We start from the raw sequence: 12,983 nt of genomic DNA, 5'->3' as shown, positions 1-12,983 counted from the left end.
GTATAAGCTTCTGAATTCCCAACTAGGAGGAAAATAATGGAAAGTTCTACAATCGAGAAACCTCAGTTACCTGAGAGCTGGCTTAATATAAAAGTTATCGGTTTATTGACATCTCTCATTGTCTTATCGGGAGGGGTAGGATGGTGGTTATTCTCAAACTCCACCAGTCGTCAGCCAATCCCGAAAGCGAGCGCAACTTCTCCGACAATCAAGGTGCAAACAGTCGTTATTAAGCCAATGCCCGTTCGGGGCGATCGTACTCTGACGGGAACTGTCGAGGCAATAGAATCGGTCACTTTGACTAGCCGCGTCATGGGACAGATCGAGCGACTTCCGGTACAGGAAGGAGATTTAGTCAAAGCCGGTCAACCGATTGCTCGCATAGATGTACGAGATATCCAAGCCCAGCGCAATCAAGGCAATGCTGCTATTTCTCAAGCGCGATCGGCTGTCAGCGCGGCGCAGTCGGCTTACCTAACTGCCCAAGCGCAAAAAAATCAAGCAGAAGCTCGCGTTCGAGAAGCTCAAGCTACCCTGACAGAAGCTCAAGCAGAATTAGCCGATGCCAAACTGCACCAAAAGCGGATGGCGATGCTGCGAACTGAAGGAGTAGTCAGTCAATCCCAGCTAGATGAAGCTAATACCCGCGTAGCGACGATTGAAGCCAGAATTGGTCAAATTCAAGCGGCAATCAAGCAAGCGATCGCAAGCGTTGACCAAGCCCAGTCCCAAGTCCGACAGGCACAAGCACAGATCGAACAATCCCAAGCAGGAGTCGCACAAGCCCAGGCGACTGTAGAACAAACCTTAGCAAACCTCGATTATGGGACTGTGACAGCTCCTTTTACTGGGGTAGTGACGCGCAAACATGCCGAAGTTGGCGCAATGGCGGGTACGGGACAAGCTTTAGTCACCTTAGAGAATATCGATCGACTCCGCTTTAGCGTTGCCGTCCCCGAATCTCTCATCGGTCGGCTCGAACGCGGTCAACAAGTGCAGATCGAGTTAGATGCCCTCAATCGTTCGGTGAACGGTCGCGTCAGTCAAATTATCCCAGCAGCCGATCCTGCTTCGCGCAACTTTACCGTTAAGATTGCTTTAGCATCGGATGCCGATATCATTCCGGGGATGTTTGGTCGCTTGCAATTGACGACCAGCGCTCGCCAAGCCTTGATGATTCCCAATAATGCGATCGTCAAGCGCATGGGAATTACTGGCGCATACAAAGTGGTAGACGGCAAAGCTCAGTTTCAAACCCTAACCGCAGGGACAACTTATGGAGAACAGGTGGAAGTCTATTGGGGATTAGAAGCAGGCGATCGCGTCATTCTCAATCCTAGCCCCGCTCTCACAGATGGAACATTGGTTAGTCTTCAGTAACCTTCACTTCTATTCACTGTATTTAGGATAGATTATGTGGAAATCTTTGTATCGACTCCTAACAGCAATTACCATAACTTTGCTGCTATTTAGCTGGCATCCTACCATTGCCAATGCCCAAACCGATCCGACAGAACTAGCTAAAGCAGTTCGGGAAATTGAAGCCCTCGATGCGATGCGTTCTGGTTTAGCTTCAACCTTGGAAGGAAAACCGGAAGCACCAACCTTGCAGACATTTAAAGAAGTTTGTCAACCCGTCGGCATGAGAGCAAAACAGCTAAGTCAAGAAAATGGCTGGCAAGTCAAGCAAATTGCTAAAAAGTATCGCAATAGCGCCCATGCCCCCGATAACTTACATTCGGTAATGGCACTAGCTAAGTTTGAACAAAACCCAGAATTAATGGGCTTTTGGGAGCGAGAAACTATTAACGGACAACAAGGAACTCGCTACTATCGTCGTATTAATGTCGAAGCTAGTTGCCTTGCCTGTCACGGTGCAAAAAATTCTCGACCCCAGTTTATTCAAAAAAAATACCCTCAAGATTTAGCTTTTGATTTTCAAGTGGGCGACTTGCGGGGGATGTATGCAGTATTTATCCCCGACGTTCGAGAGGGATTGCAAAAAGCTCTCAGTAGCGAGTAGCTGCCCAAACTAAGGAGGAAAACCAAATGAAACGGATTATTGTCTTAATCGCGATCGCACCGAAATTCAAGGCTCTAGCATTACCGATGCTAAAATGGCAACCCCGATTGCCTCTTAAGTGACCAAAGACGATAATGTTCTGACTCTACGAGATGAAAATAGTTTGCCAATGTGGTGTCGCAGGCAAAGATAGGAGATATTTATGGGGTGTCGCATTCGACAGATTTTCTCGTGGTTGGTATTGCTAGGCGCTTTAGTTCTACTGCTGTTATTGGGGCTAGGAACCTTCTCAGTTTCACCTGCTGCGGCTGCTATTCGTCAGATGGAAGAAGCCCCCGGACAAATATTACAGCAATCTCGACATACATTGCGAGATGAAAAGGGAAATGCTTGGCAGGTGGTGCTATTTAAACGGGTTAAAGCCGATGGTTCGACGACCGTCAATTTGCGATTGGTTGGGTTTCCCGGTAAGGCAGCATTTGCCCATCCTCAACCGTTGAAAATTACAACCAACCAGGGAGAAATATTGGCAGCTGAAGATCTGTTTGCCCAAAAAGCACCCGCCCCTAATGTCGGTCAATACGACTTTAAAAATATATTGCCTCGATTACCAACAGCAGGAGCGGTTCATTTATCTCTCGTCATGAATGACGATCGCGCGATCGATCTTTCAATTCCTGCCGAAGTGACGCTCGAATGGCAAACTCTTGCAGCCCAGTCACGAAATGAAAACATTAACCAAGGATAGAAACGATGGCAGAATTATTTTCCCCCGAATGGATGCAGGCATACAAAGACCAATGGAATGCCGAACCGGAATTAGCGGATGCGCTAGCTAAAATTAATTTTAATTCCGCGATCGCCTATGGCTTCAAAAGAGAGGATAAACCCAAAGGAATTCTCATCGTCAAGGAAGGTCGAGCAGTAGAAGCCGGTATCTATGAAGGACAAGAACTGAACTGGGATTTGAGGGCCGATCTCAAAGATTGGGAAAAGTGGCTCAAGAATGGTTTGAATATGATGAGTTTAAGCGCGGCTTATATGCAGGGCAAACTCAAGTTTGCCGTAGGCGATTATGGTGCGATGATTAAGGATCCCCGCATGGTTGGACCATTTCTCAAATCCTTCGCCGTTATGGGACGAGTTTAACGAATTTTTCTAAATACCTCAACAAATTATCAGCTCTAATGAACTCCCCAGATTGGCAAACTCGCGATCGCTTTCTCGAACTTCGCTCTCCTTGGCTCACTCTGATTGGCGAACATCTTCAAGAGCCGCAACAGGGACAAATTCTAGAATACTGGCGAGTGGAAAAGGCTGATTCAGTTATTATTTTACCCATTCAAAGCCACCAGCTAATTTTGCCCCCTCCAACTTACCGCCCCGGATTGGGCAAAGCAACCTTGGACTTTCCTGGCGGAAGACTTCCCGAAGGAGAACAGCCGATCGCGGTAGTGCCAACTATTCTCCAACGCGAACTAGGGGTTATAGCAGAAGAGATCGCTCAGATAACCCCTTTAAATGGTCAGGGATGGGCAGTCAATAGTTCCTTTTCCAATCAGAAGCTTTATGGATTCATCGCTGACTTGCATTCTACAGCTAAAATTCCTGCAAACTTTATTGGAGGCACTTATCCTATTACCAACTTAGGTGTTGAGTCCTTGCTCAAATCTCTAACTTGTCTGCAATGTCGAGCCTTGTTGTTGGAATGGTGGCTGACTAGATCGCGATCGCTGAGTTAAAGAAACTCATACCATTTTGGATCGCGGAAGCTTAAGCTTAATAGAGCAGTGGTTTCAATTCTTTTTTAAGTGGTTCGCAATAACGCTTTTGCTTTATTCAAAAGTAATTTAGTCCTCAACCCTAGAAAACTATTTCAGGTTTTCGCGATATACATTCTTCTCCCCTCTCCCAAATTAGGAGAGGGGTAGGGGGTGGGGGCGATCGACCATTTGTGTCATTAATGAATGAAAAATGGTATGAGCCTCTATTTTGCTAAATAACTAAATAGTTGTATAATAAATAATTGCCAATTAGTTTAACCGACGAAATCAATCTGGATAACTGCCATGTCTGACGATTCCTACGGAACGCCGAGCGATCGCGCCGAAATCCAAAAACCGAACCTGGTAGGACAAATTACTGCCTATTTTATTAATTCCCAGGTGACAATCCTTCTCATTGCTGCTCTTATCGTGTTTGGCATAGCAGCAGTCATCTTTACCCCTAAAGAAGAAAATCCGCAAATTGTCGTTCCGGCGGCTGACGTTTACTTGCAGTATCCAGGCGCACCCGCAGAGGTCGTCGAGAAAACGGTTACGACTCCAGTAGAAGCCAAAATTCGGGAAATAACGGGAGTCGAGCATATTTATTCGGTTTCCCAGAATTCCGGGGCAAAGATTACGGTGCAGTTTTTTGTCGGAGAAAACTGGGAAGATTCCCTATTCAAGCTACAAAACCAGTTATATAATTGGCAAGATATTTTTCCGCCTGGGGTAAATTACCTCGTCAAACCGACAATTACTGACGACGTGCCGATCGTTACCCTGACGATCGCGGGAGAGGGATATTCAGATAACCAACTGCGCCGCATCGGAGAGAGGTTATTAGAAGACTTACGCAGCATTCCCAATACGGGGAACTTGACGATTACAGGGGGACAACCCCGCGTCATGCGAGTGGATTTAGATCCGGATAAATTAGCCGGCTACAAACTATCTCCTACCGCGATCGCCCAACGCCTGCAAGGAGAAAATATCCAACTCCCCGCGGGGGATGTTTCGGCGGGAGAAAACCGACTCTTTATTGAAGGGGGCAGTTTATTCTCCTCAGCCGCCGATCTAGGGGATGTTATTGTCGGCTTTAGCGGCGCAGCCAACAAATCTCCCATTTATCTGCGGGATGTAGCAACCATCAAAGATGATTTCGGAGATCGCGTTACCTATTCGCGCATTCACTACCGCAAAGATTGGAACATCGCCAATCCCTATCCCAACCCCAAAGAACATCCCCAGGAAGAATTCGTCAGCCAAAACGCAGTGACCATCGGCATCGCCAAGAAAAAAGGCACTAACGCCGTCACCGTTGCCAAGCAGATCTTTAAGCGCCTCGACGAACTAAAATCTCAACTACCGCCAGGGGTAGAAATTGGGGTCAGTCGCAACGATGGACTGACGGCATCTAGGGCAGTCGGGGATCTTTACACCAGTTTATTGCAAGCGATCGCGATCGTGGTAGCTCTACTGGTAATTTTCTTGGGTTGGCGCGAAGCTTCCATTGTTGCCTTTGTCATTCCCCTAACCCTGGCAGGAACGCTGTTAGTGGGTTGGATTGCCGGTCAAACCATTAACCGAATTACCCTTTTTGCGCTGATTTTGGCATTGGGTACGTTAGTAGATGACGCGATCGCGGCGACAGAAAATATTCACCGTCGCTTTGCACTCAAAGCCAACATGAGTTTTTCCGAAAAAACCTCAGAAGCGATCGCCGCCGTAGCCGAACTAGGCGTTCCCATCGTTCTCTCCACCGTCACCGTCATCCTCGCCTTCCTGCCCATGCGCTTCGTCACTGGCATGATGGGACCTTACATGGCGCCAATTCCTTTTAACGTGCCCGTCGCCATGCTGATTAGTACCACCTTGGCATTGACGGTGACTCCCTTTCTGGCATTGCGGTTAATTAAAATTAAACCGAAACGGGAAACGGGAAATGGGGCAGAATCTGCCGCTAACGAGTCTGAGAAAGTACGGCAAACCCGCATCTACAAGCTATATCGCCGCATCTTAGAACCCTTACTCGACTCTGCCCAACGTCGCCGCTTCGTGCTGTTTTTCATTACGGGTTTGTTACTGGCAAGTTTTATCCTGCCCTTGACTGAGGCGGTCAAATTCCGAATGTTGCCCAAAGCAAATAAAGATACGTTCTTAATCCAACTCGATGCGCCGCTGGGAAAAGAGTTAGTAGAGACCGATCGCATCGTTCGAGAAATGGAAGCCGTTTTAACCCAAGATCCCCAAGTGGTGCAATTCGAAAGCTATGTAGGCACGGGCGCGCCAATAGACTTTAATGGCTTGCTGCGAGGCAGTAGCGATCGCACGGGCGAACATTTTGCCGATATTCGGGTTCATTTAACCAATAAAGAGGCTCGCAAAGAAGATTCTGAAACAATCGTTTTCCGCTTGCGTTCCCAGTTAAGCGCAATTGCAACAGCTAATAATGCCATTGTCAAGTTAGTCGAAGATCCGCCCGGTCCTCCAGTGCGATCGACCATGCTAGCAGAAATTTACGGTGCCGATTACGATCGCCTGCGTCAGTTAGCAAAAACAGTCCGCCAAGTCTTCAGTGACACTAAGGAGGTAGTCGATATTGACGATTCGGTCAAAAATCGGATCCCCCAAATGAAGTTGGTAGTAGATCGCAACAAAATCAACCAAGCCGGTTTAACCGCGCAAGAGATTGCCCAAACGCTAAATATGGCACTCGCTGGGGCAAATGTTTCTACCCTGCAAGTACCTGGAGAACTCTCCCCCGTAGCTATTCAAGTACGCTTTGCCGAAACGAACAGACAGAATCTTGACGACCTTACTCGCATTCAAATTCCCACCCCAACTGGAAATCTCGTTCCCCTGACGGAACTGATCGAGTTTCAACCTACTATCGTAGACGAACCGATTTTCCACAAAGATCAACGACCCGTTACCTATGTGATGGGCGAAATGGGCAATCGTTCCTCCGTCTACGCCGTTATCGACCAAATGATTTATTTCTTGCGCCATCCCTTGCCTCAAGGCTACAACATCAAATGGGACGGGGAATGGAAGCTAACCCTCGATGTTTTCCGGGATTTGGGATTGGCAATGTTGGTAGCGGTAATGTCGATCTATTTTATTCTAGTAGGTCAATTCCGCAGTTTTAAAGTGCCTCTGATTATCATGGGCGCGATTCCCCTGGCCTTAATCGGCATTTTGATCGGGTTCTCTCTTAATGGGGTTTACTTTAGCGCTACTGCCATGATTGGCGTAATTGCCCTCGCGGGAATTGTCGTCCGCAACGCGATCGTGCTGTTGGAGTTTATTGGCGATCGCCTGCGCGAAGGAGTCGATTTAAAAACTGCTATCCTCGAAGCGGGAGCAGTACGATTTCGTCCGATTTTGCTGACTAGCGTAACGACCATGTTAGGGACTTTAAGCATTCTCAACGATCCCGTTTGGTCGGGACTAGCTTGGACGTTATTATGCGGAATGCTGACCTCTTCTGCTCTGACCTTAATCGTCATTCCCTTAATGTATTATGGCGAAAAGCGATCGCGTACTGGATCGGACAATATCTCTCTTTCTCTAAGCGAGCAACAGATACAGTCGGTTAACTCAAGTCATCCAGTTTAAGAGAATGGCAAAGAAATAAACATAAATTTATCTGTCTACCTAACTATATGTAAAAATAACTAACCAATAATCAGGCTTTTCAGGGAATGTCAGATGACATGGAAGTTAACCAACTGTTGAGACAATATGCAGCCGGAGAAAGAAATTTTCAAAAGCTTGATTTTCGGGAGGGAGAACTGATTAAAGCAAACCTCAAAGGAGCAGATTTCTCTAGGAGCGATCTACGCCAAGCGAGACTGGGTAGAACTAATTTCATGCAAGCTATCTTTAGAGAAGCCGATCTCAGCGAGGCAATTCTTTGGGGAAGCGACTTGAGCCAAGCTGATTTATCCCGCGCCGTGTTGCGGGATGCAGATTTGAGCGGTGCCAAGCTGATGCAAACAAATCTGACTGAAGCTTATTTGAGTAAAGCTTGTTTATGCGGTGCCAATCTTCATGGCGCTAAACTACAGGGTGCCATTCTGTTTGAAGTAGATTTTCGTCCCACTTCCGACCAACGGACAGACTTAGGCAAAGCTGATTTGAGCGGTGCAGACTTAAACTATGCCAACCTCAGTGCGGCACTTTTATATCGAGTTAATCTCGATCGAGCTAAACTCTGTCGCGCGAATCTGAGTGTCATCCTCGATCGCGATCCGTTTGTTACCGATCTGACCGAAGCTAGTTTGCGAGGAGCCGATCTCAGTTATGCTAACCTGAGTGGAGCCGTTTTGCTGAAAGCCGATCTCCAAGAGGCCGATCTAACAGGAACAATCTTAACCGATGCTGACTTGCGAGGTGCAATCATGCCTGATGGAACTGTCCATGATTAAAAAAAGAAACAGCACTCTTTCTAGAGTACTGATAAGATATGGAGAGCAAGAAAAAAATTAACCCTTAACCCTCAACAACGGGAGCAACTAAAGCTACTGGTTGCGCTAGAGCCGAAGCTAAATCAAGGGGAAAATTGCGATCGTTGCGTTCGTGCATCACCTCGATGCCCAGATTGGCCCAGTTGAAAATATTATATAACTGTCAAGCTATATAATTGTCAAGTCAAATAAGAGCCTATCTTATGTTTTCAACGCACCGTTCCCCGCAAAGCTTCAGCATCAATGGGTTTAATCAGGTAAAGGCGAAACAGATCCCAGAAAATTCCTCCTAATAAAGGAAGTTTTTGCAAAAACTTAACTACCTTAGGGAAGTTATTCTCGCTAATCGCTTTTAGTTTAAGATTTCGCTTTGCACACCGTTGCATACGCGGGAAAAATTCAGGATGGTCAACATTTAAGACGGCGGGGAATGCCCGTGCCGCAGTTTCATTGGTTTGGCGAATCACTTGCTCGTCAAACTCGGTCGCGTCGAGTCCTAGTGAATGATAGAAGCCTGCCCGTTCTTGGACGGTTAGACTGTGGGTGGCAAAGACGGATAAAAGGAAAAATCGACTCCAGAGTCTAGCTTTCCAATTGTTCCAGAGTTTGGGTTGCGATCGCAGCAGTGCCTTGAAAATATCTCCGTGACGATTTTCATCCTGACACCAACTCTCAAAATAACGAAATAATGGATAAAACTGATGCTCTGGATGTTTTTCTAAGTGACGGTAAATAATAATGTAGCGCCAGTAGCCAATTTTTTCGGACAGGTAAACCGTATAAATCACCCACTCCAGCGGAAAGAACGTATAGGTACGAGTTTTGGTCAGTCGTGCTAAGTCTAAAGAGCGGTTAAAGTCACCCATTGCCTTATTGAGAAATCCCGCATGACGAGCCTCATCCCGCGCCATCAGGTGAAAAATTTCTGCCAGCAGGGGATTGCGCTGTTTGAGAGAGCGAGATAACTCTTTGAACAGCAGAAAACCAGAAAATTCTGAGACACAGGAGCGTTCCAGGTAATCGATAAAACAGTTGCGCGTTTGTTCATCGAGATGCTCCCAAGTCTGCTCGAATGCTTCATCGCGCACGAAATGATGGCGGTTGTAATCAGTTCGCATCTCTTCCAACATCGCCTTGAGCGCGGTTTCCTGAAGGGAAAGATCTAGATTAGCTGCGACTTCAAAGTCTGTCGTATAAAACCGAGGCGTGAGAATTGTTTCCTGAATAAGGGCTTGAGGATTGGACTTGAGTTCTTCTTTGGCGGGCTTTGATAAGGTATTGACCATAAGTGCAATTGCTTAACTAAATAGCTATATGAAATTATAAATATAAAACTGTAATCGACTCAAATTATTAAGTTTTGAAAAATCTCAGTCAGAATTTACGCTGTATATCTATATAGTTATTAATCGTAAAAACGAAACAAGGATTAAAAATGAACGCTCATTTAGTCAATCGACTCCAGGAGCCAACCCCACCAGCATATCCTCATGCCTATTCTCGCCAGAGAGCCAAGCAGTTCGTACAGGACTTACAAGACGAAATCTGCCAAGCGCTACAGCAACTCGACGGTAAAGCACGCTTTCAAGAAGATAAGTGGGAGAGAGCAGAAGGCGGAGGCGGACGGACTCGCGTTATTCGAGACGGTCGAGTGTTTGAACAAGGCGGGGTCAATTTTTCTGAGGTTTGGGGAGATAGTCTTCCCGCCTCTATTCTGACTCAGCGTCCAGAGGCGGCAGGACATGACTTCTATGCCACCGGAACGTCGATGGTACTCCACCCCCGCAATCCCTACGTTCCCACCGTACATCTCAACTACCGCTATTTTGAAGCAGGACCGATTTGGTGGTTTGGCGGCGGCGTAGATTTAACGCCTTACTATCCCTTTGTCGAGGATGTCATTCACTTCCACGCTACGATTAAGAAGGCTTGTGACGCTCACCACCCCGAATACTATCCCGCTTTTAAACGCTGGTGCGATGAATATTTTTACTTAAAACACCGCCAGGAAGCGCGAGGAGTTGGAGGTATCTTTTTTGATTATCAGGATGCTAGCGGTAAGCTCTATTGCGGACCCGACCCAGAGGGTGAGGCAGCTATTTATAGCCATCAAGTTGGGACGATTTCTCGCAGTTGGGAGGAGCTATTTGCTTTCGTTCAAAGTTGCGGTCGCGCTTTTCTGCCAGCCTATCTGCCGATTGTAGAGCAGCGGCAAGACACCCAGTATGGCGATCGCGAGCGTCAGTTCCAGCTTTACCGTCGGGGACGCTATGTAGAGTTTAATCTCGTTTACGATCGCGGCACGGTTTTTGGCTTGCAAACCAACGGACGAACGGAATCGATTTTGATGTCCCTGCCGCCGCTAGCGCGATGGGAATATAATTACCAACCCCAACCCGGAACGCCAGAAGCCCAACTGTACGAATTCTTTCTTAAACCTCAAGATTGGGTCAATTGGTCTATTGAAGACTGGTCGATTTAGCTTGAGTTAAAGTCTACGTATTTCTTTAGCCATGAGGAATTTACTATGAGTAGTCATTTAGCCAACAAGTTACGGGAAGGAACGAAACAGTCTCATACAATGGCAGAAAATACAGCCTTTATGAAATGTTTTCTCAAAGGCATTGTCGAAAAAGAACCCTTCCGCAAGCTCATCGCCAATTTGTATTTCGTCTACAGCGCCATAGAAGAGGAGTTCCATCGCCATCGCCATCATCCTGTCGTCGGTTTGCTTTATTTCCCCGAACTGAATCGCAAAGAAAATCTGGAGAAAGACTTGGCTTTTTACTACGGCGAAAACTGGCCAGAGCAAATTGCTCCCTCTCAAGTTGGTCAAGATTATGTTGCTCGCATTCGTCAGGTTGCTAAAACGGAACCGGTACTTCTCATCGCCCATGCCTATGTTAGGTATATGGGCGATCTTTCTGGCGGTCAGGCATTAAAAAACATTGTTCGTTCGGCGATGAATTTGCCAGCAGGGGAAGGAACGGCATTTTATGAATTCGATCGCCTGGCAACCGTCGCAGCAAAACGCGCTTTTAAGGAGAAATACCGCGATACTTTAGATTCCTTACCCATTGATGATGCTTTAGCTCAAAAGATTGTGGACGAGGCAAACTATGCCTTTGCACTGAATCGGGACCTGGTTCACGAACTAGAACCGGAGGTGAAAGCTGCTATTGGCGATCGCGTTTTCGAGCTACTCACCCGTCAAGACAAGCCAGGGAGTACGGAGCGTTCGCCGGGTAATACATCCGTTGAACTTGTTAAAGCTGAATAGGAGAACATGAAACTGCTATCCCAAGCCGTCGAATTCGAGCCAAATTTACTGAGAAAATACGATCGCCCTTTGCCGCGATATACTAGCTACCCACCCGCAACGGAACTCAAAGAAGCCTTTGAAGAAATTGATTTTAGAGCGGCGATCGCTGTGGGGAATCGCAAAAAGACACCTCTATCGCTTTACTGTCATATTCCCTTTTGCGAGACCGCCTGCTATTTCTGTGGTTGCAATACGGTTATTACCCAACGCAAGCAGATAGCGGAGCCTTATCTCAATTACATCAGTCGCCATATTCAACAAATTGCCACTCTCGTGGATCGCGATCGCCAAGTATGCCAACTTCATTGGGGTGGCGGTACGCCCAATTATCTTTCCTTGAAACAGATTGAAGCCCTTTGGACGACATTGAATCAATATTTTCAATTCGCTCCCAACGCCGAAGTTTCCATCGAGGTCAATCCTCGTTTTTTAGACAAAGACTATGTCCTCTTTTTAAGAGACTTAGGATTTAACCGTATTAGTTTCGGGATTCAAGACTTTAATCCCAAAGTGCAACAAGCCGTCAATCGCATTCAACCAGAAGCGATGTTGTTCGGGGCAATGGATTGGATTCGCTCAGCAGGATTTGAGAGTGTCAACGTCGATTTAATCTATGGGTTGCCCTATCAAACCCTAGAGACATTTAGGGACACGGTTCGTAAAACGATTGACCTCGATCCCGATCGTATTGCCGTCTTTAATTTTGCCTACGTGCCTTGGATAAAACCCATTCAACGGCGCATTCCTCAACAAGCTTTGCCGCAGTCTGCCGAAAAGCTGAACATTCTCAAAATGACCATTGAGGAATTGACTGGGAATGGTTACGTATTCATTGGCATGGATCATTTTGCCAAACCCAATGACGAACTGGCGATCGCTCAGCGAAACGGGCAATTGCATCGCAACTTCCAAGGATACACCACTCAGCCAGAATCCGATTTACTTGGTTTTGGCATGACTTCCATTAGTATGTTGCAAGATGTTTACGTGCAAAACCATAAACGGTTAAAGCGATACTATCAAGCGATCGATACACAAGAATTACCAATCGAAAGGGGAGTCACTCTCAGTCGAGACGACATCATTCGTCGAACCGCGATTATGGAGTTAATGTGTCAATTTCAGCTTTCACCAGATGATATTGAAGACAAATATCATCTCGGCTTCGATCTCGACTGGAAAGAGTATTTCTTGAAAGAACGGTATGATTTACGCTTGCTAGAGGCAGACGGGTTGCTCGAACTCAGGGGCGATCTCATTCGAGTGACTCCGGCGGGACGGTTGCTGATTAGAAACATTGCATCCGTGTTTGATATCTATCTTAGGACTCAGCAAAGCGATCGGTTTTCTCAAGCCGTGTAATATCAAAACGATATAAAATCTTGCCTCGAAGTTTTTGGGTG

The 12,983-nt window shown here is 46.6% G+C and carries 11 protein-coding genes and 1 pseudogene; 10 read left to right on the top strand and 2 right to left on the bottom strand.

Annotation, left to right across the window (positions count from 1 at the left end):
• Positions 1–36: 36 nt before the first annotated feature.
• The 7 genes from NIES593_RS16075 to hetL all read left to right on the top strand — a co-directional run bounded on the left by NIES593_RS16075 (position 37) and on the right by hetL (position 8,219).
• A complete protein-coding gene (locus tag NIES593_RS16075) occupies positions 37–1,380 on the top strand; it encodes an efflux RND transporter periplasmic adaptor subunit (protein WP_073600544.1) in 1,344 nt (447 codons plus the stop codon).
• 34 nt (positions 1,381–1,414) lie between these two features.
• Positions 1,415–2,023, top strand: a complete 609-nt coding sequence (locus NIES593_RS16070; RefSeq protein ID WP_073600543.1) for a Tll0287-like domain-containing protein — start codon at positions 1,415–1,417, stop codon at positions 2,021–2,023.
• Between the two features lie 202 nt (positions 2,024–2,225).
• Positions 2,226–2,771 carry a DUF3122 domain-containing protein gene (locus NIES593_RS16065; RefSeq protein WP_073600542.1) on the top strand — a complete coding sequence of 182 codons (546 nt, stop codon included), beginning with the start codon at positions 2,226–2,228 and terminating at the stop codon, positions 2,769–2,771.
• Positions 2,772–2,776: 5 nt separating this feature from the next.
• On the top strand, positions 2,777–3,172 hold the full coding sequence (locus tag NIES593_RS16060; protein WP_073600541.1) for an SCP-2 sterol transfer family protein: 396 nt from the start codon (positions 2,777–2,779) through the stop codon (positions 3,170–3,172).
• A gap of 38 nt (positions 3,173–3,210) precedes the next feature.
• A complete protein-coding gene (locus NIES593_RS16055) occupies positions 3,211–3,765 on the top strand; it encodes an NUDIX hydrolase (protein WP_073600540.1) in 555 nt (184 codons plus the stop codon).
• Positions 3,766–4,092: 327 nt separating this feature from the next.
• Positions 4,093–7,407 carry an efflux RND transporter permease subunit gene (locus NIES593_RS16050; protein WP_073600539.1) on the top strand — a complete coding sequence of 1,105 codons (3,315 nt, stop codon included), beginning with the start codon at positions 4,093–4,095 and terminating at the stop codon, positions 7,405–7,407.
• A gap of 98 nt (positions 7,408–7,505) precedes the next feature.
• Positions 7,506–8,219 (top strand): heterocyst differentiation pentapeptide repeat protein HetL, encoded by a 714-nt coding sequence (hetL, locus tag NIES593_RS16045; RefSeq protein WP_073600538.1) that lies wholly within the window; start codon positions 7,506–7,508, stop codon positions 8,217–8,219.
• A 64-nt stretch (positions 8,220–8,283) separates the two neighbouring features.
• Here the strand turns inward: hetL and NIES593_RS24925 are convergent.
• A pseudogene (locus NIES593_RS24925) lies at positions 8,284–8,412 on the bottom strand (Photosystem Q(B) protein 1); the annotation flags it as partial.
• A gap of 55 nt (positions 8,413–8,467) precedes the next feature.
• Positions 8,468–9,544: a magnesium-protoporphyrin IX monomethyl ester (oxidative) cyclase gene (gene acsF, locus NIES593_RS16035; protein WP_073600537.1), complete on the bottom strand. Its 1,077-nt coding sequence runs from the start codon at positions 9,542–9,544 to the stop codon at positions 8,468–8,470.
• 149 nt (positions 9,545–9,693) lie between these two features.
• On the opposite strand from acsF, the gene hemF reads away from it, so the two are divergent.
• Genes hemF through hemN form a run of 3 tightly spaced genes read left to right on the top strand, consistent with a single transcriptional unit; the run spans position 9,694 to position 12,942 of the window.
• On the top strand, positions 9,694–10,740 hold the full coding sequence (gene hemF, locus NIES593_RS16030) for an oxygen-dependent coproporphyrinogen oxidase (protein ID WP_073600536.1): 1,047 nt from the start codon (positions 9,694–9,696) through the stop codon (positions 10,738–10,740).
• 45 nt (positions 10,741–10,785) lie between these two features.
• On the top strand, positions 10,786–11,538 hold the full coding sequence (locus tag NIES593_RS16025; RefSeq protein WP_073600535.1) for a biliverdin-producing heme oxygenase: 753 nt from the start codon (positions 10,786–10,788) through the stop codon (positions 11,536–11,538).
• Between the two features lie 6 nt (positions 11,539–11,544).
• The gene (hemN, locus tag NIES593_RS16020) at positions 11,545–12,942 is read left to right on the top strand and encodes an oxygen-independent coproporphyrinogen III oxidase (protein WP_073600534.1); all 1,398 of its coding nucleotides are present in this window, start codon (positions 11,545–11,547) and stop codon (positions 12,940–12,942) included.
• The last annotated feature ends 41 nt before the right edge of the window (positions 12,943–12,983 follow it).

The organism is Hydrococcus rivularis NIES-593 (genome assembly GCF_001904635.1).
Lineage (GTDB): Bacteria > Cyanobacteriota > Cyanobacteriia > Cyanobacteriales > Microcystaceae > Hydrococcus > Hydrococcus rivularis.
Note: the sequence above shows the minus strand (reverse complement) of the source record. Positions and strands in the feature narration are given on the sequence as shown.